17 protein-coding genes are annotated in these 18,716 nt (G+C 59.2%); 5 read left to right on the top strand and 12 right to left on the bottom strand.

Annotation, left to right across the window (positions count from 1 at the left end; all coding sequences use genetic code 11):
- Positions 1-4 precede the first annotated feature (4 nt).
- The 6 genes from ACM6IO_RS12090 to ACM6IO_RS12065 all read right to left on the bottom strand — a co-directional run bounded on the left by ACM6IO_RS12090 (position 5) and on the right by ACM6IO_RS12065 (position 7,821).
- Positions 5-817: an isocitrate lyase/PEP mutase family protein gene (locus ACM6IO_RS12090; RefSeq protein WP_414911516.1), complete on the bottom strand. Its 813-nt coding sequence runs from the start codon at positions 815-817 to the stop codon at positions 5-7.
- A gap of 31 nt (positions 818-848) precedes the next feature.
- Positions 849-1,931 carry a bifunctional transcriptional activator/DNA repair enzyme AdaA gene (locus tag ACM6IO_RS12085; RefSeq protein ID WP_192227382.1) on the bottom strand — a complete coding sequence of 361 codons (1,083 nt, stop codon included), beginning with the start codon at positions 1,929-1,931 and terminating at the stop codon, positions 849-851.
- Positions 1,932-2,005: 74 nt separating this feature from the next.
- Positions 2,006-3,664 (bottom strand): O-antigen ligase family protein, encoded by a 1,659-nt coding sequence (locus ACM6IO_RS12080; RefSeq protein ID WP_414911515.1) that lies wholly within the window; start codon positions 3,662-3,664, stop codon positions 2,006-2,008.
- Positions 3,665-4,205: 541 nt separating this feature from the next.
- On the bottom strand, positions 4,206-5,708 hold the full coding sequence (locus tag ACM6IO_RS12075) for an O-antigen ligase family protein (RefSeq protein ID WP_414911514.1): 1,503 nt from the start codon (positions 5,706-5,708) through the stop codon (positions 4,206-4,208).
- Positions 5,709-6,212: 504 nt separating this feature from the next.
- Positions 6,213-6,833: a LysE family translocator gene (locus ACM6IO_RS12070; RefSeq protein WP_192227379.1), complete on the bottom strand. Its 621-nt coding sequence runs from the start codon at positions 6,831-6,833 to the stop codon at positions 6,213-6,215.
- 91 nt (positions 6,834-6,924) lie between these two features.
- Positions 6,925-7,821 carry a DMT family transporter gene (locus tag ACM6IO_RS12065; protein WP_008038222.1) on the bottom strand — a complete coding sequence of 299 codons (897 nt, stop codon included), beginning with the start codon at positions 7,819-7,821 and terminating at the stop codon, positions 6,925-6,927.
- 101 nt (positions 7,822-7,922) lie between these two features.
- On the opposite strand from ACM6IO_RS12065, the gene ACM6IO_RS12060 reads away from it, so the two are divergent.
- Positions 7,923-9,254 (top strand): PLP-dependent aminotransferase family protein, encoded by a 1,332-nt coding sequence (locus ACM6IO_RS12060; RefSeq protein WP_414911513.1) that lies wholly within the window; start codon positions 7,923-7,925, stop codon positions 9,252-9,254.
- An 85-nt stretch (positions 9,255-9,339) separates the two neighbouring features.
- Positions 9,340-9,927: a LysE family translocator gene (locus ACM6IO_RS12055; protein WP_223480835.1), complete on the top strand. Its 588-nt coding sequence runs from the start codon at positions 9,340-9,342 to the stop codon at positions 9,925-9,927.
- 8 nt (positions 9,928-9,935) lie between these two features.
- On the opposite strand, the gene ACM6IO_RS12050 is transcribed toward ACM6IO_RS12055, so the two are convergent.
- From ACM6IO_RS12050 to ACM6IO_RS12030, 5 genes are all read right to left on the bottom strand, one after another.
- On the bottom strand, positions 9,936-10,769 hold the full coding sequence (locus tag ACM6IO_RS12050) for a helix-turn-helix domain-containing protein (protein ID WP_414911512.1): 834 nt from the start codon (positions 10,767-10,769) through the stop codon (positions 9,936-9,938).
- A 35-nt stretch (positions 10,770-10,804) separates the two neighbouring features.
- Positions 10,805-11,308, bottom strand: a complete 504-nt coding sequence (locus tag ACM6IO_RS12045) for a VOC family protein (RefSeq protein WP_223450439.1) — start codon at positions 11,306-11,308, stop codon at positions 10,805-10,807.
- 93 nt (positions 11,309-11,401) lie between these two features.
- Positions 11,402-13,888, bottom strand: coding sequence for a TonB-dependent siderophore receptor (locus ACM6IO_RS12040; RefSeq protein WP_414911511.1), 2,487 nt, complete (start codon positions 13,886-13,888; stop codon positions 11,402-11,404).
- 103 nt (positions 13,889-13,991) lie between these two features.
- On the bottom strand, positions 13,992-14,975 hold the full coding sequence (locus tag ACM6IO_RS12035) for a FecR domain-containing protein (protein ID WP_414911510.1): 984 nt from the start codon (positions 14,973-14,975) through the stop codon (positions 13,992-13,994).
- A 4-nt stretch (positions 14,976-14,979) separates the two neighbouring features.
- Complete coding sequence (locus tag ACM6IO_RS12030) at positions 14,980-15,504, bottom strand: sigma-70 family RNA polymerase sigma factor (RefSeq protein WP_192227371.1); 525 nt, start codon at positions 15,502-15,504, stop codon at positions 14,980-14,982.
- Positions 15,505-15,797: 293 nt separating this feature from the next.
- Between ACM6IO_RS12030 and ACM6IO_RS12025 the strand changes: the two genes are divergently transcribed.
- A complete protein-coding gene (locus ACM6IO_RS12025) occupies positions 15,798-16,046 on the top strand; it encodes a transmembrane sensor/regulator PpyR (RefSeq protein WP_192227370.1) in 249 nt (82 codons plus the stop codon).
- Positions 16,047-16,080: 34 nt separating this feature from the next.
- Here ACM6IO_RS12025 and ACM6IO_RS12020 read toward each other — a convergent pair whose 3' ends face one another.
- Positions 16,081-17,001 carry a LysR family transcriptional regulator gene (locus ACM6IO_RS12020; RefSeq protein WP_192227369.1) on the bottom strand — a complete coding sequence of 307 codons (921 nt, stop codon included), beginning with the start codon at positions 16,999-17,001 and terminating at the stop codon, positions 16,081-16,083.
- Positions 17,002-17,114: 113 nt separating this feature from the next.
- Here ACM6IO_RS12020 and ACM6IO_RS12015 point away from each other — a divergent pair, with 113 nt between their 5' ends.
- Together ACM6IO_RS12015 and ACM6IO_RS12010 are read left to right on the top strand one after the other, a co-directional pair.
- Positions 17,115-17,960, top strand: a complete 846-nt coding sequence (locus ACM6IO_RS12015) for an oxidoreductase (RefSeq protein ID WP_414911509.1) — start codon at positions 17,115-17,117, stop codon at positions 17,958-17,960.
- Between the two features lie 297 nt (positions 17,961-18,257).
- Positions 18,258-18,713 carry a (2Fe-2S)-binding protein gene (locus tag ACM6IO_RS12010; protein ID WP_008038243.1) on the top strand — a complete coding sequence of 152 codons (456 nt, stop codon included), beginning with the start codon at positions 18,258-18,260 and terminating at the stop codon, positions 18,711-18,713.
- Positions 18,714-18,716: the final 3 nt, after the last annotated feature.

Here is an 18,716-nt window from a genome sequence, read left to right as displayed (position 1 = left end):
AGGATCAAGTGTTTCCGACGGATTTCAGCAGGGCGTTCACTTCCCCGTACGTGTAGGCCTTGAGCTGGCTGCTGTCGAGTTTTCCGGTCTCCAGAAACCCCTTGGCCAGGCCTGCCATGGCGCCGTACAGAAACTCGGCGATTGCGGAGCCCGCGCTCAAACGCCGTACACCCAGCGCTTTCAACGTCTCAGGGGCGGGTAACCCCGGCAACGCGAGTACGTTCACCGGCAGCGTGGTGCCACGGCACAGCGCGGCAATCTCGTACTCCGCCGAAACGCCTGCCGCGAACAGTCCGTCCGCCCCGGCCGCTTGATACAGCGCGGCGCGTTTGAGTGTTTCCGCGACGCGGTCTTCGGCCGGCACCAAGGCCTTGAGGTACACGTCGGTGCGGGCGTTGATGAACAGTTTCACCTGACGACGCTCCGCAACCTGGCGGGCGATGGCGATCTTGCGCGCGAGCAGCTCGGGCGGCGCAGCACCGTCCTCGATGTTGATCCCGACAGCGCCAGCGGCGAGCACCGCCTCAACCACTTCGGCGACCCGCGCCACGTCATCGGAATAGCCGGCTTCGATGTCCACGGTCAACGGCAGCGAAATCACGCGGGCAATGGCCTCGACGCTCGATACCAGGCGTTCGAGCGGCAGGGTGTTGCCGTCTGCGTAACCATGCGCCCAGGCGACGGCCGCGCTGCTGGTGGCTACGGCTTTGCAGCCCAGTTGTTCAACGATGCGTGCCCCGGTGGCATCGGCAACGTTGGTGAGAATCAGCAGGCCGTCCTGATGCAGCCTGTGGAATGAGTGGTCGAGCGTATCCATCGATTTCCTTCCTTATGAAAACACCGAGTGATCAGAACGCGAGTTGATGGGTGATCTGCACCGCCGCTTTTTCCAGCCTGAGCAGAAACGCCTTGCGCGGTTGTCCTCCACCATAGCCCGTCAGCGAGCCATCTGCACCGATCACCCGGTGGCAGGGCAAGACAATCGAAAGGCGGTTGTGCCCGTTGGCCAGGCCCACGGCGCGACTGGCGCCGGGCTTGCCCAGCCGCGCGGCGATGGTGCCGTAGGTGCTGGTCTGGCCGTATGGGATTTTCGCCAGTTCGGCCCAGACTTGCCGGGAGAACTCGCTACCGGGCAGGTGCAGGGGCACCTTGAATTCGGTCAGTTTGCCGGCAAAATAGTGCGCCAGCTCGTCTTCGATTTGCTGCAGGTGAGCGTTGTGACCGGGCGCCACTGCGTAGCCGTAACGGTTCTGCAAAGCCTCGACTTCGCGGGTCAGCGCCGGCCGATCCAGAAATTCCAGCAGCACCAGCCCACGCCGTTCGGCCATGGCGATCATCGGCCCCAGCGGGGTGGTCAGGCGTGTGAACAACAGTGGTTCGCTGTGGGCCGCGCGGCCGGGCGTGATGTGAAAGGATTTTTGAAACGCATCGCGAAATCCACTCAGCGATTCGTATCCCGAATCGAACGCCGCGCTGTCAATGGAATCGCCTTGTCTGATCCCGCCCAGTGCCATGCCGAGGCGCCGGGTACGCAACCATGCATGAAAGGTCATGCCGAAATGCTGTTTGAACCAGCGGCGCAGTTTCAGCGGCTCGATGCCCTCGGCCAGCAGCTGCACATCGGTCCAGCGCCGTTCGGGGTCGGCGTCCACCGACTTGAGTAGCCTTTGTACCCAGTCCGGGGCAATGGCGGCAGCGTCCAGCGGTTTGCATCGCAGGCAGGCTCGATAACCGGCGGACAGGCACTCATCCGCATGGGCAAAGAACTCGACATTCTCCGGTTTTGGCTTGCGCGCCGTGCAGCTGGGGCGGCAAAAGATCCCGGTGGTTTTGACCGCGGTAAAAAACACTCCCTCGTACGCGGTGTCGCGTTCGAGCATGGCGCGGACCATCTCGGCGTGGGGAGGGAGCAAAGTGTCTTGTAAGTTCATGGCATGAGCATAAGACGCGGCGCTCGGCACCTCCACCGGAAAATCGACAGAGAATTCCAGTGAGCAGTCGGGCTCTACGTGTTCTCGATACCGGACTTGTTCTTCTGACGGTCGATTAGCACCTGGGTAACGATGATTCCCCATATGACCGCTAATAAAAGATTGAACGTGATGAGCCTGAACACTGCAAAAAAAGCTCCGTATATCGCCATGGTCAGGATAGCCATACGTATGAGTGTCCAGTGAATGGGCTCTGATCTGATCGATGACAGTTTGAAAATGACAGGGCCAAAAAGTAAGGCCGAATACACTAACAAGCCGCTTAATCCCCCGACCATCAACATATAAAATGGCCAGTTATGCACGTAGGCCACTTGTTTGGCTTCCGAAACGTTGTCAGCGGTTTCCCAGCGCATTTCGTGTTTGACTCCCAATCCATTGCCCATTATCGGGCGGGGCACAAACATTTCCCAGGCGATTTTATATTCATCCATGCGTGCAGAGATATTGAAGTCTTTTGTTGTTTTATTGTCTGAAGGTACTTCTGGTTGAATGGAGCGATAGTTGTCGGGTGCGGGCGGTGCTTCAAATGTGCTGGTGTCGTTCGGTGTTGTCTCTGTCGATATGTTTTGTTCGGGGGTGGAAAGTGCTGTTGTCGAAATAAGTGCGTCGGGCTCGACAACGGTGTCAACAGGCGTGATGTTGAGTTCTGAGGTTGGCAGGGCGATCAATTGGCTCATCCGGCCGATCCAGATATCCTGAATGCCCGTAGAGTAAATGAATATCAAGCCCGCCGCGCCGAGCGCCGTGAGGGTTGTAATAAATTTCGGCAGCACCTCTTTGCGGTAAACGATGAGGTAAACCAGGAATATAAACATCGCCAGTAACGAGCTCAGTAACATGCTTCTGGTAAACGTGATAAGTATTGCGATCATGCAGGACAGGGCCATCAGCAAACCTGTCGTCGCTGCGGCCTTTGGCTGCGCCAATGAGGCCAGGGTTACACCGATGACGAGCCCGACAGGCAGGAGGGCGTCCGTGGCCTGTGCGATCGACATGGTTATTCTGTCGCGCATGGGGCCAATGGCGTCGGCGTATTCACTTGCAACGGTTTCCGGGATTCTGAGCGCCTGGTCATCGACCGAAAGAAGCCAATAAGGCCGCCATAAGTCGTTGTGAAAATAATAAAAAATAATAAAACCCGCGAGCATGAATATTGACGTTGCGATTGAAATTCCAATCCAGCGAATCCGGTTGCCGTCCTTGCCTATCAATACCGCGACAGGTAAAAAATTAAACATGAAAAGAAAAGGAATAATTCCTCTGGTCCAGTCCCTGAGCGGGATGTTGTTGTTCAGCGCAACTGTCAGATTTATCGTTATTGCAGTCGAGACTACCAGTATTGTAAGTCCCCAAAGTTTTAAGTGAGGGCGAGCGGCGGGGGAGCGCAGGCACTCAATAAAAGTGCCTGTCGTAATGACAACCAAAAGAACGGCAAATGAAAATTCTTGTAAGCCAACTGTGGCGGGGGCTGGAGGTAACGCAAGTGCCAGCGGGAATAGTGTCAGCATTCCTAGCCATGGCGAAAAAACCGCCATGATGATAACGGAGGCCATGCCGGCAGTAGCCATAAAAAGAATAGTGTCGTTTTCTTGTGTCAGGCCAATAGCAGTCAGCGCTGCAATAATGATTGCAGCGCTATTTTTAATGCGGATCATAGTGTTCAATACCATGAGTCACTCTCCCTCAGGAGAGCGTCTTTAGGATGGCTTGAAGCGGTTGGATATGACCAAGTCGCCCCTGTCCATGATTCAACTTGCAACGAACCAGTCGATGCGATTAATTCAGCCGGTCAGCACAATTGAATTGCACATTCATGCTTGCTGTCTGCCCTGTGCTTATGAATCGGACATTGACCGATGACTGGGCAGGCGTCGCTGTTGTCCGGCAGGCTGAATAAATCATGAGGAGTCCTTTCAGGCATTCTTTGGAGCCCGGGAATCAGGGCGCGGGCAGAAGAAGATACCGACACACTCAGTTGCTGAATGTAGGAAAGTTCCTGAAATGGGTACTCCGCTTTCCCTGTATCAAGCGCCAGCATCTGAAGCTGCGGAGCAGGCAACAAAACCCTGGGCAGGTGGTAAGCGGAGGAGGAGCAAGGCGAGGCGAGGGGGGGGGGGGAGACACTACTATCGCGGCCCGGCGACGCCCAGGATTAAGGGCGTCGCGGTTTTCAATGCCGTGGACTCGAAAAACGGTGACCTGACCGCTTTTTTACAAAGCCACCTCTTCCTTGATAGAGGACTGGCTTTTGCGGCGATCGGCAAGTATCTGGGCGAATATGAGTCCCCAGATAACGGAAATCAAAAGATTGAAGGTGATGAGCCGGAAGACAGCGAAGAAAGCACCATAGACAGTCATGGTCAGTACGGCCGCACGGATAATGGTCCAGTGCGTCGACTCAGACTTGACCCAGGACAACCTGAAAAACAGCGGCCCGATCAGGACGACCGAATAAACAAGGAAGCCAGCGATGCCGCCGACCATCAAAATATAAAAAACCCAGTTGTGCACATAAGCAACCCATTTGGTTTGCCGCTCATTCTCAACGGTCTCCCACTGCATTTCGTGCTTGATACCCAGGCCGTTGCCTAATACGGGATGGCTGACAAACATGTTCCAGGCAATTTTGTACTCTACCAGCCTGGACGAAACGTTAAAGTCCAGTTTTTCTTTCAAGACAGGGTCTTTACTGTAGAACTCCTTCAGGTTGCCAGTTTTTATTTCTGTCAGTTGGTTCATTCGCCCAATCCATATGTCTTGCATGCCAGTGGCGAAGATGAAGACCACGCCAGCTACGCCTAACGCTGCTCCAATTTTCACGACTTTAAGCCGCATTTCCTTGCGGAACATGAATATAAAAGCGGTAAACACAAATGCGATGAGCAGCGAACTCATCAACATGCTTCGGGTGAAGGTGATCAGTACGGCGAACAGGCAGGTCAAGGACATCAAAAAACCGATTGCGACGACACTTTTGCGGCGAGCCAGGGTCGCCAGGACGACGCCCAACACGACCCCGACGGGCAACAAGGCATCCGTTGCCTGCGCCACCACCATTGTCACCCTGTCGCGCATCGGGCCAAGGGCCTCGGAATATTGCAGGGCAGCAGTTTCGGACATTCTGACGACCTTGTCGTCTACCATCACAAGCCAGTAGGGCAGCCAGATGTCGTAGTAAAAATAGTAAAAAATAATATAGCCGGAGAACAGGAATATGAGTGTGGCAATGGACCCGCCGAGCCAACGTATCCTGCTCTCATCGTTGCCTACGAGTATCGCGACAGACAAAAAGTTATAAATGAAGAGAAACGGAATTGCGCCGCGCACCCAGTCGACCAACGGCACGCCGTTTTTTACCGCGACGAACAGGTTGACTGCCAATACAAACAATCCGACAAGTAATGCCAGGCCGAAATACTTGAGTGCCGCCTTGTTCGCGGATCGTGAAAGTTTTACCAGTACACCCACAAAGATGACGCCCATTAGCAGGGCGAACGAAAGTTCGGTGATTCCGATGGTGGCAGGCGCCGGGGGCAGAGAGAACAGCAGGGGGAATAACGCGAGCATTCCCAGCCAGGGCGAAAACGCCGCCAGGATGATGAGTGAGCAAATACCGGCGACACCCAGATAAAAAACAAAACCGTGTTCTTGTATCAGACAAATAGCGGTAAGCGCTGCAAGTGCAATTGTTGCGCTATTTTTATTAAAAATCATGTTTATTACCTTGATTACTTCCGTGTTAGTAAGGGGGGGCACCTTGAGCGAGGGCCTCAGCAACTGACCTTTTCAGTTCGGCCTGGTTCCATCGACTCAAAGCGAGAGCCCGTCAAAACGATAATGCAGCTGGTTAACCTGGCATTGACAAAGTTCCGGAATCGCGCTGTTGGCGGCCAAGTTGCCGTTAAATCACCCGCCGAGAGGCTAGACTCGGTGGGGTTGTGGCGCTATGACCATAGGTCGGATCAATTCTGAAATATTTTGAAGCGAACATTCTAGCCAGTGTGCTGATGCAACGCGAGGGGTGTTATGGCTATTCGGGACGGGAGGTCAGGCGCGCAGTCCTTGTTCGGCTTTGGAAATGCTCGGTTTGAAGCCGTGACGAAGGACGTTGCCGGGAGCTTGAATGCCTGGATGCGCGATGGACCTGAAATGAATGAATCCGTTTTTCGAGTGTTCGCTGTCGGCCTGGAGCAGACAAATCAGCAGGCGTGAACCACTTCAACCACGGCGTGCCATCAGCAACACCGAAGCCGCCGCCGACAGCAACCCCGCACAGCAGCGATTGAAAATCTGCTTGCCCCGAGGTTTCGCAAACCAGCGGCGCATGTGCAGGCCCATGTAGGCGTAGGCGCCGATGGCGATCCATTCCAGGATCAGGAACAGCGCACCCAGCACCGCAAATTGCGGCGTCACGGCCTGGTTCGGGTCGACAAACTGCGGCAGGAATGCAGTGAAAATCAGGATCGCCTTCGGGTTGCCGGCTGCCACCAGGAACTCCTGTCGCGCCAATGTCAGCATCCCCGCCGGCGCGCCAGTCACAACGTTTTCAGCCCCCGGATCCGCGCGCCATAATTGCCAGGCGAGGTAGAACAGGTACGCCGCGCCGACAATCTTGATCCCGTAGAACAACAATTCCGACGTTTGCAACACCACCGCCAGACCCGCCGAGGCGAGGGCGATCATCCCGGCGAATGCCAGCAGTCGACCGATCCCGGCCACACACGCGGTGCGGTAACCGTAACGCGTCGAATTGCTGACCGACAGCAGGTTGTTCGGACCCGGTGCCATGTTCAGGGCGAAGCAGGCCGGGAGAAAAAGGGACAAGGTGGCGAGGTCCATGATCGGCTCCAGAAGCGAGAGCGATATTTTTATCACAGGTGCCGTGCGGCCCAACCCATACAGTGGCGAACGGCACGTCCCGTACAATCGCTTACTTCGCGAACTTCTTCGCCCCCGCCACACATAGAATCACCGCCACGGTCACCGCCAGCATGCCGATGCTGACCTGCTCGTGAAGCAGGGTCGCCGCCAGCGCCAGGCCAAAAAACGGCTGCAGGAGCTGAAGCTGCCCGACCGCGGCAATCCCGCCCTGAGCCAGCCCGCGATACCAGAAAACGAAGCCGATCAGCATGCTGAAAAGCGACACGTAACCCAGGCTGAACCAGGCCGGTGTGCTGATCCCGGAGAACGATGCGGGGGCGAGCCACCAGGTCAACAGCGCCATCACCGGCAGCGACAGCACCAGCGCCCAGCAAATCACCTGCCAGCCGCCCAGTGTTCTGGACAGTTTCGCCCCTTCGGCATAACCCAGACCGCACGCGAGAATGGCCAGCAGCATCAGGATGTCGCCTTCAGGTGAGGCGGTCAGGCCCTGTGAGGCAGCAAATCCCACCACCAGCAGGCTGCCCAGCACCGAGAAAAACCAGAATACCGGCCGCGGCCGCTCACCACCGCGGATCACGCCGAACACGGCGGTCGCGAGCGGCAACAGGCCAACGAAGACGATGGAGTGCGCCGACGTCACGTATTGCAACGCCAGCGCCGTCAACAGTGGAAAGCCAACCACCACGCCCATGGCCACGATGAACAACGGCAACAGTTGGCTCTTTGCAGGGCGCTTTTCCTTGAACAGCCACAGCATGCATAGCGCCAGTACGCCGGCGATGGTTGCACGGGCGACGGTCAGGAAAACCGGGTCGAATTCCAGCACTGCCACTCGCGTGGCCGGCAGCGAGCCGCTGAAGATCACTACGCCGATCAACCCGTTGATCCACCCGCTGGTGGTCTTTTCCCGGGGCTCGATATGCAGGTTCGATACGCGTTCCATTGAGGTCACACTCGATGATTGTTTTCGCGGCGGGTTGCCTTGAGCGCATCGTATGGCTGACTATAAAGACAATCAAAAAATTGTCATGGATACATCTCGAGATGCCGCGCTCCCGATACAAGTCGCTGGTTGATTCCTTTGCCACTGATATCCGTTGCGGACGTTTACCGCCGGGCACTCGCTTGCCCACGCACCGCCAGTTGGCCGAGTCAGAAGGGCTGGCCCTGGTCACGGCCAGCCGGGTGTATGCAGAGCTTGAGGCGATGGGGCTGGTGAGTGGGGAAACCGGGCGGGGCACGTTCGTTCGGGAGACGTCGCTGCCGCCTGGTCATGGCGTTGATCAACCCGAAGTGGCTGCGGGCGTGATGGACCTGAATTTCAACTACCCCTCATTGCCCGGCCAGGCCGATCTGTTGCGCAACGCCCTGCGTCAGCTCGCGTTGTCCGGCGATCTGGAATCCCATCTGCGCTACCAGCCGCATGGCGGGCGCCTGCATGAGCGCGCGTCTGTCGCCAGCCATTTGCGCACGCGAGGGCTGAGCGTAGAGGCCGGGCAGGTATTGATCGTCAGCGGTGCCCAGCATGGTTTGGCGGTGACGATGATGGCGCTGCTGAAACCGGGCGATGTGATTGCGGCAGATGCGTTGACCTACTCGGGTTTCAAAGTGCTGGCGCAAGCGTTGCACCTGGAAATCGTGCCCATTCCCGTCACCGAGACCGGACCCGATCTCGATGCACTCGACACGCTCTGCCAGCGTCGTTCGGTGCGGGCCGTCTACACCATGCCGACCCTGCACAACCCGCTGGGCTGGGTGATGGACACGGCGTGGCGGAACCAGCTCGTATCGATAGCGCGCGCCCACGACCTGTTGATCATCGAGGACGCCGCGTACGCGTTTCTCGCCTCTGACCCGCCGCCACCAGTGGCCCAATTGGCGCCGGAAAGGACGGTCTACGTTTCAGGTTTTTCGAAGAACGTCGCCACCGGCCTGCGTGTCGGCTTCGTTGCTGCGCCGGCTGAAAAGGTCCCGGCACTGGAACGCGTGATCCGGGCGACCACCTGGAATACGCCTGGCGTGATGACCGCGATTGCCTGCGCATGGCTCGACGATGGAACCGTCAGCAAACTCGAGGCGCAAAAGCGCGCGGACGCACAGGCCCGGCAAGCCCTGGCTGCGGAGCTTCTGAAAGGGCTGCCCTGCATCACTCATCCTTCTTCCTACTTTTTGTGGCTGCCTCTGGCGGAGGACGCCAGGGCGGACCAGATCGCCGTGGAGTTGATACAAGAGCAAGTGGCTGTTTCCACCGCCGAACCCTTTTCCGTCGCTGCCAACGTGCCCCATGCGATCCGGTTGGCGCTGGGGTCGGTGGACATGGATTCTCTTCGGGCAGCGCTGATCAAGGTGAAGCGGGTGGTGGGCGCTTATTCCTAGAACGGTTGGGCAGTTTTCTTCAATACGCGGACCAGCCGGCGCCTTACCGTGAGGCCTGGTTCAACTGAATTGAAGAAGGTATGCAATGAGTCTGATTATTTCGATGGCGGCGTTTGCCCTGGTGGCCTCGATTACGCCGGGGCCGGTCAACATTGTGGCGTTGAGTTCCGGCGCGCAGTTCGGTTTTCGCGCCAGTCAGCGCCACGTGGCCGGCGCAACGCTGGGTTTTGTGTTGCTACTGGTGTTGATGGGGTTGGGGCTGCATGAAGTGTTGCAGGCATGGCCGGCGCTGACGCGGGTGGTGCAACTGGCCGGCGTGGCGTTTCTGTTGTTCATGGCGTGGAAACTGGCGGCGGACAACGGGCAACTTGATGCAAAGGAGTCGGGGCGGGCGCCGTCGATGGTGTACGGCGCGGTCATGCAGTGGCTCAACCCGAAAGCCTGGCTGGCCTGCGTGGCCGGCATGGGCGCGTTCGTCGCCGATGGCGAGGCGCGGCTGGTCTGGCAGTTTGCCGCGGTGTATCTGGTGATCTGCTACCTGTCCGTCGGTTGCTGGGCGTACGCCGGGACTTTTCTGCGCGGCTATCTGAACAACCCGGTGGGGATGCGTGTGTTCAACCGGATCATGGCGCTGTTGCTGGCGATGAGTGCGATTTACCTGTTGTTGCCCTGATCGATCATTCAGCCGCGATACTGCCCCGGTGTCGCCGCCAGATGCTGTTTGAACGCCCGCTGAAAATGCGCCTGATCGGCAAACCCGGCTTCCAGCGCCACGTCGGCGATCAGCTTGCCGCTGCGCAGTCGATCCTGGGCAAACTGGATGCGTCGGTTGACCAGAAACGCGTGGGGCGTCATGCCGAAATGCTGTTTGAAGGCGCGGATCAAGTAGGACGGCGACAGTTGCGCAGCGTCGCAAATGTCTTCGAGCTTGAGCATTTGCGTGCAGTTGTCGCGGATGTAGTCAGCCGCGCGCTCCAGTTTGAAATTGGGCTCGCGCAGCGGTTGATCGCCGGGGTTGAGGCGTTGCTGCACGTCGGTAAAAAACTCGACCGCCGCGCTGTGTTTGCTCAGCACGTCCTGCTCGCTGTCGACCAGTGTTTCGAACAACGCCTTCAGGCCGGCAAACAGGCTGGCGTCAGACGTATGAGTGATGGAAAACCGCCGAAACGCCAAGTCGCTGCCGAACCCGAGCTGATGCTGCAAATCGGTGAGCCACGGCGTATCGACGTACAACATCAAGTACGACCACGGCTGGTCATTGATTGGATTACAGGCGTGGACGTCGCCGGGATTCATCAGCACCACGGTGCCAGCGCTGACCTCAAACTCCGATTGTTCATGGATATAGGTACTGCGCCCGGCGGTAATCGCACCGATGGAAAAGTGCTCATGGGCATGCCGGGTGTAACAGACCTCGCGCCCATCGGCGATGGAGCGGGCTTCAATGAAGGGCAGGGCATCGTCACGCCAGAAGCGGGGGGCCTTGTCAGCGTCTTTGCCAGCGGTGGGCTTCATCGTCGGTGTCCTCGGCAGGTCAGCACCGGAGTGTATTAGCTCTCGCCGTCAAAGGCTCGTTGCAGTGCAGCGATATCGAGTTTTTTCATTTGCAGCATCGCCTCCATGGCGCGCTGTGATTTTGCCGTGTCGGGGTCTTTCATCATGTTCATCAGGGCGATTGGCACGATCTGCCACGACAGGCCGAATTTGTCCTTGAGCCAGCCGCATTGCTGGGCCTGAGGGACGCCCCCCGCGCTCAGGGCGCCCCAGAAGTGATCGACTTCCTCCTGGGTCTGGCAATTGACCTGAAACGAGATCGCCTCGCTGAACTTGAACATTGGGCCACCGTTGAGGCCGGTGAAACTCTGTCCGTCGAGCTCGAAGCTGACCGTCATGACCGAGCCTTCAGGGCGGCCATGCAAATCGAAACCGGCGTGGCCATAGTAGGTCGTGGCGGTGATTTTTGAATGATCGAACACCGAGCAGTAAAACTTCGCGGCGTCCTCCGCCTGATCGTCGAACCACAGGCAGGGCGTGAGCTTCTGAACGCGTTGCATGGCGGTAATCCTCTCCACGGTTCACTCGTGCTGAACTTTCAGCGTAGTCAGCCGGGAGGGGCCCGGAAGTACCGCAGATCGACAAGTTACCGATCAGAAATCCCAGCGGGTGGTCAGCTGCACGTTGCGAGGCTCGCCGTAGAACCCGGTGCCAAAGTTACCGAGCCCGGTGTAATAGGTCTGGTCGAAGAGGTTCTTCACGTTCAGCGTGGTGCTCAGGTGATCGTTGAAGCGGTAACGCGCCATGACGTCCACCAGGGCATAGCTTTGCTGGGTGATTGTCGAAGACTGGCCGAAGTTGACCGGGTCGTCGGGGGTGGGCTGGAACACATTGCCGAAGAATTCGCTCTGCCAGTTCACCCCGCCGCCGACAGTGAGTTTTTCCAGAGTCCCTGACAGCCGGTAGGTGCTGAACACCCGTACCACTTGTTCCGGCGCGGTGGTTTGCAGGATCGAGCCGTAGACGTAATCGCCCTTGGCATCGCGGGTGTGGTTGTAGCTGTAGCCGGCCGACAGATTCCAGCCTTCCATCACTTCACCCGCCACTTCGACTTCAAACCCTTTGGTCGTCGCGCCTTGCACCGGGCGGTACACCGACTCGGTATCGACGCCGCTGACGTACTCGGCAACGTTGTCTTGCTCGATGCGGAACACCGCGAAGCTGGCGTTCAAGCGCCCGTCAAGGAATTCGGCCTTGAGCCCGGCCTCGTAGCTGTCGCCTTCCACCGGGTCGAGCAGTTTGCGCTCGGCATCCTTGCTCATCTGCGGCTGATAAATGCTGGTGTAGCTGGTGTACACCGACCAGGTGTCGTCGAGGTCGTAGACCAGCCCGGCATATGGGGTGACCACGCCGGTCTGGCGATAGCTGTCGCGCACATCCTTGGTGGTCGGGTCGCTGTAGTCCAGCTCATCGCTGGCAGTGAAGCGGCTGACCCGGGCGCCGAGGATCACCGCCAGGTCGTCGGTTGGCTTGAGGCGGGTGGCCAGGTAGGCGCCGGTCTGACGCTGGTCGATGTCGTTGTCGCCGACCCTGGCAATGTCCGGTTTCGCGAACTCGCCGCGCCAGTCGAAGATGCTGCCGTCGAGGGGCGGGTAGACCGAACCGTGCACCGGAATGTCCTGGCGCGTGTGCATCGACATGAAACCGGCGATCAGCTCATGCTCACGACCCAGCAGGCTGAACGGGCCGGTGAAATTTACGTCGAGGTTGTCCTGCAACTGATCGCCCTTGAACCGGCCCATGTACATGAACATGCCGTTGCCGGTGAGCGGGTCCGGATTGCCGCCGCTGGCCGAGGCGAGGAAGGTGTCGTGCTGGCGATGCTTGCGGTCGTAGCTGACCTTCAGCTTCCAGTCATTCACCAGTTGCTGTTCCACCGAGGCGAAAATCGTCTGGTTGGTGAAGTCGCGCCGGCTCCAGTCGGTGGCCGGGTTGAACGAGCGGGAAAAACGGGTGCGCGAACCGTCGCTGTTGTACATCGGGAAACCAGTCCAGCTGGCGCCACGGGAGCGGGTATTTTGCTGGTCGATACCGAAGGTCACGAGAGTGCCCGGGGTCAGGTCGGCCTCGAGGATGCCGTAGGCGATGTCGCGGGTGTTGCGGTAGTTGTCCAGGTAGGCGCTGCGGTCTTGATACGCCCCGACGAAACGCCCGCGCACGTTGCCGCTCTCCGTCAGTGGGCCAGCAATGTCGCCGGTGCTGCGATAGTTGTCCCAGGAGCCGACGGCGCCGGTGATCGAGGCCTTGAATGCTTTGGTCGGGCGCTTGCGGATCAGGTTGACGGTGGCCGAAGGGTCCCCCGAACCGGTCATCAGCCCGGTGGCGCCCTTGATGATCTCGACGCGGTCGAAGGTCGCCATGTCGGTGCTGGTGGTGCCGTAATCGTAGACGCCGTCGTAGTCGGTGTTGACACCGTCGTACTGGAAGTTGGTGATCGGCAGGCCACGGCTGGAAAACTCCCAACGCTCGCTGTCGTAGTTCTGCACACTGACGCCGGGTACGCGGCGCAGGGCGTCGGCGATGCTGGTGGAGCCCTGATCGTCCAGTTGCTGGCGGGTGATGACCGACACCGACTGCGGGGTTTCACGCAAGGACAGCGACAGCCCGGTGGCTGAAGAGGTCGATCCGAGGGTGTAGGCGTGGCTTTCTTCGGTGATGGCGCCGAGTGCCCGGCCGGAAACGTTGGTGGTGCCCAGTTCCAGCGGCCCATTCGTTGCGGGGGCAACCTGCAGGACATAGCCGCGGTCGCCCTGCGGCTGGGCTTGCAAGCCACTGCCTTGCAACAGTCGCTGCAAGCCCTGTTGCACGGTGAATTCGCCTTCAAGCCCCGGGCTGTATTTATCACTCGCCAGGTCGTTGCGGCCGGCGAGGAATATCCCCGCCTGTTCGGCGAAACGGTTGAGTGCGCTGACCAACGAGCCGGCGGCGATCGTGTAATAACGCTTCTGGCGGGTGGGCTGTTCACTGGAGCTGCCTGTTTCGGCGTGGGCGAGGGCCGGGGCAAGACTCAGCAGCGCGACCGGAAGGGCCAGTGCCAACGGACGCAAGGCAAAACGAGTGCGAGCGAAGGAGTCGTGCAAAAGGGTGTTCCCTGGAATCAGATCGAGCGGCAATTGAAGTGCTTCACAGGGTTAACCGAACGAAAAACCAAAAAGGGAACTGTGGCGTTGAAATGTTTTTGATTCACGCTTTTGGCGCGACGTTGACCCACCAGTCCATGGTTTTTTCGACGCGTATCGGTAGCGCCGCTTCCAGCAGGCGCAAGGCTTGATCGGTGTCCTTGAGCGGAAACGAGCCCATCACCGGCAAACCGGCGATGGCCGGGTCGCACGCCAGATGCCCCGGTCGGTAGCGGCTCAATTCCTCGATCAACTGCCCCAGCGGCAGGTTGTCCGCCAGTAACAGACCACGGCGCCAGGCTTCGCGGCCCGCCGCTGCTTCGGTGGAAGGTGGCGTGTGGTTTTGCGTGAACGCCAATTGTCGTCCGGCCTCGACCACCTGCATCTGGCCCGCCGTGGTTCGAACTTCGACCGCGCCTTCGTAGACGTTCAGCAATGTCCGCTGTTGTTCCTGGCGCACGCTGAAACGAGTGCCGAGCGCGCGCATCCGGCCTTCGGCGGTTTGCACCAGAAACGCTCGGCTGCTGTCCTTGGCGGTATCGATCAACACTTCCCCGGCACTCAACAGCAGCAGGCGTTGCGTGGTGTCGAAACGCACGTTCAGCGCGCTGAGGGCGTTGAGCCAGATGCGGCTGCCGTCACTGAGGAGGCTTTCCCGGGTTTCGCCGGTGCCCGTAGAAAGATCGGCGGTCCATCGACCCAGAGCGTCCGGCAGCGAGGATTCCCGCCAGGCGTTCCAGCCCAGTAGCCCGCCCGATGCGAGAATGAGCAGGCTCTTGACTGTCTGCCGACGGCTGATCGGCGAGCGCGCGGTATTACGCAGCACAAGACCGGCGGCCTGCGGGTGATCATCTTGTAGCGCGGCGAAGCGCTGGCCAACACGCTCGACATAGCGCCAGGCCGCCTGATGATCGCCACTTTGCGCCAGCCAGGCTTGCCAGCGCTGACGTTCCTGATCGCCGACGTGCTGATCGTTGAGTTGCACATACCATTGCGCCGCTTGTTCGAGGCTGGCATGGCTGATCGAGTTGGAAGAGACGGCGGGCATGGCGCTACTCGATCAACAGGCCATCGAGTTCGGCCTCAAGCATCGCGCAGTGCATCAGCGCCTGTGCCAGGTACTTTTTCACCATGCGTTCGCACACACCGATTTCTTCGGCGATGGCGCGGTAGGGCAGGCCATGCAACTGGGCCAGGATGAACGCGTCGCGCACATTCTTTGGCAGGCGCAGCAGCATGGCGTCCACTTCATACAAGGTCTCGACGATGATTGCCCGTTGTTCCGGCGACGGTTGAACCGCCTGCGGGCGTGCCGCCAGCGTTTCCAGCCACGCCTGTTCCAGCTGTCGACGGCGCCAGTGATCGATGCACAAGCCACGGGCAATGGTCGCCAGGTAGGAGCGCTCGCGACTTTCGCAATCGAACACTTGAGGGCGCTTGAGCACGCGGATAAAGGTGTCATGGGCCAGGTCGGCGGCATCGAACGCATTGCTCAAGCGCCGGCGCAGCAGCTCATGCAGCCAGCGGTGATGCGTGACGTAGAGGTTCTGAACGCTGGAAGAATCGGCGACCATCATCGTGAACAGATATCCATGGGCGACAGGCGCCGTTGGTGCAAATAAGAATTGGTCGCGATTAAAACAAAAGGTTTAGCTGCGCGCAAATGATATTGGTTTGCTTTTAGAGTGTGTAGACAGGCAGAGGGCCTTGGTGAAGTCAAATTGACTCTTGCCGTAGTCGTATTGACTGTTATGGCGTCAGGTCAAATTGACTGCCTTCGTCGCAGCGTGTTGATTTTTATAGCTTAAAAAACTGGCACGAAACCTGAAGTAACAAACGTACAACTGGTCTGATTCGGGAGTACGGAAATATGTTCGCTTACTTCAGCAATCCTCAGAATGTCTTGCACCTGTCGAGCAACATGTTGGGCGCGGGCCTGGCGCTGTTGCTGGCAGGCATCTACGGCGCTTATCTCTACGCCGGACACCTGCCGATCGTGGTGTTGGTCGCGATGCATGCCATGACCATCATCGGGCCGACCCTGATCAAGATCGGCTATGTCATGCGCCTGCTGGCCCAGCATCGGATGGGCAAAGGTTTGGTCACCGCAGCGGTTTGAGGCATCAGACCGGTATTTTGCTTGTGCCGAGACGCTAGCCTCGTCCCAGACCACCCTGTTCGGCGATCCAGCGGGTGGCCAGGTCGATAAAGGCGCGCAACTTCGGTTGAGTCTGGGTTCTGCCGGGGAAATACAGGTACAGCGCCGAACTCAGTGGCACGAACGGTTGCAGCACCCGCTCCAGTCGGCCGTCCGCCAACTCATCGGCGATTTCCAGATCGCAGGCATACGCCAGGCCCGAACCGCTACGGGCGGCAGCCACCAGCAACCTTCGGTCATTGACGATCACGCCGCCCTCTACACCCACCGTAAAATCGCGCCCCTCGCGGCGAAACTCCCAGCGGTGTGCGCTCCCCGAGGTCGAAAAGCGAAAGCCGATGCATTGATGACGGGTCAGGTCTTCAGGGCTGGCCGGTTTGCCTGCCTTGGCGAAGTACTCCGGCGCACCCACCACCGACCATTGCAGATCCGGCGTGAGGCGCACCGCGACCATGTCTTTTTCGATGGACTCGCCCAGGCGGATCCCGGCATCGAAACCGCCAGCCATCAGGTCCACCGTGGCGTCATCGAGGGAGATGTCGAGGGTGACTTGCGGATAAGCCTCGCGAAACAGCGGAATCAGCGGCTCCATCAACAAGGCCCCGGACAGCCTCGGTGCAGTGAGGCGCAGCGTGCCCATGGGCTGATCGCGAAAGCCGCTGAGCACCGCCAGCGCCTCATCGATTTCACTGGCCGCAGGCCGCAACCGCGAAAACAGGCTGGCCCCGGCTTCAGTCAACGCCACCCGGCGTGTGGTGCGCTGGAACAGCAACACGCCCGTACGGCGCTCGAGCAATTTGATCGCATGGCTGACAGCGGTGGGGGTGACCGCCAACCGCGTCGCGGCAAGGGTGAAACTCTTGTGCTCGGCCACCGCCAGAAACTCGGTCAAGCCATCGAAAGGATCGTGATTCATCGCGGTGCCATTATGAAAGAGCGTTTCATAGTGCTTGTAACACGAGGGCATTTTTCCGGGCAATCTTCCTGCGTACCTTGTGCCTACCCCCACTGCACACAAGGAACACGCTCATGACCACCTCCAATAACTTCAAGCGTATCTGGCTCATCACGGGTGCTTCTCGCGGTATCGGCGCAAAAATCGCCGCCGCTGCGCTGGCCAACGGTGACGCGGTGGTTGCCACCGCCCGCGATGCCAACAGCATCACTCAGCGTTTTGGCGATCAACCCGGTTTGCTGGCCGTCACCCTCGACGTCACTGACGAAGCGCAAAGCGTTGCGGTCGCAAAAGCCGCCATCGAGCACTTCGGACGCATCGACGTGCTGGTCAACAACGCCGGTTTCGGTTTGCTCGGCGCAGTAGAAGAAGCCACTGCCGATGAAGTACGACGCGTGTACGAAACCAATGTCTTCGGTTTGCTGAACGTCACTCGCGCCGTCCTGCCGCACATGCGCGCCGCTCGCAGCGGGCATGTGATCAACCTGTCATCGGTGGGGGGGTACAGATCCGGGGCGGGATTCGGTGTTTACTGCTCGACCAAATTCGCCGTCGAAGGCTTGAGTGAAGCGCTGCATGCCGAGCTGGAGCCGCTGGGCGTCAAGGTCACCATCGTTGAACCGGGCTATTTCCGCACGGAGTTTCTCGAAGGCAATTCGCTGGTCGAATCGCCGCCCTCGATTGCCGACTACGACGGTACTGCGGGCGAAGTACGCAAGATTGCCAAGGCCGTGACCCTGAATCAGCCTGGTGATCCGGACAAACTGGCCCAGGTCATGATCACCCTGGTGGAAGCGCAAAAGGCACCGCTGCGTCTGCCGCTGGGCAGTGACTGCGTCGCGGCGATCGAAGCCAAGAACGTCTATGTCGCCGGTGAGTTGCAGGCCTGGCGCGAAGTGTCGGTTTCCACCGATTTCTAAGCCCCAACGCAACCTGTAGGAGCCGGCTTGCTGGCGAAGCAGCAGTGGCCATACTGCCGCCTTCGCCAGCAAGCTGGCTCCTACAGGTTTGAGGTGGTTTTGAGAGTACCGGTGGTCGATGAACCGGTCTCGCCCGGCAATTTGCGCTTAGCTATAGGGATAACCCAAACAGCGCTACCTGTAGGAGCGAAGCTTGCTCGCGAAGGGGCCGTGTCATTTGACATGGAAGTCGTCTGATACACCGCCTTCGCGAGCAAGCTTCGCTCCTACATGGGCCGTGAGTCTGAGGAATTCGCCATGCTGACCCTCAACATCAATGGCAAGGATCAGGCACTGGATGTCCCTGCGGACATGCCGCTGCTTTGGGTCCTGCGCGATGTCGCGCACCTGACCGGTACCAAATTCGGTTGCGGCATGGCCCAGTGCGGTGCCTGCACCGTGCATGTCGACGGGGCGCCGCTGCGCTCCTGCATCACGCCCGCCACGGCAGTGGCCCATGGGCAAAAAATCCTCACCATTGAAGGCCTGTCCACCGACGGTTCGCACCCGGTGCAACAAGCCTGGGCCGAACTCGATGTGGTCCAGTGCGGCTACTGCCAGTCCGGGCAGATCATGTCGGCGGCGGCGCTGCTGGCGAAGATCCCCAAGCCCACCGACAGCGACATCGACCAGGCGCTCTCCGGCAACATCTGCCGCTGCGGCACCTACCCGAGGATTCGTGCCGCGGTCAAACGCGCCGCCGACATCGGTTGACGG

The sequence above is a fragment of the Pseudomonas sp. IT-P44 genome (genome assembly GCF_949768225.1).
Lineage (GTDB): Bacteria > Pseudomonadota > Gammaproteobacteria > Pseudomonadales > Pseudomonadaceae > Aquipseudomonas > Aquipseudomonas migulae.
This window is presented reverse-complemented; position numbering and strand designations above follow the sequence as displayed.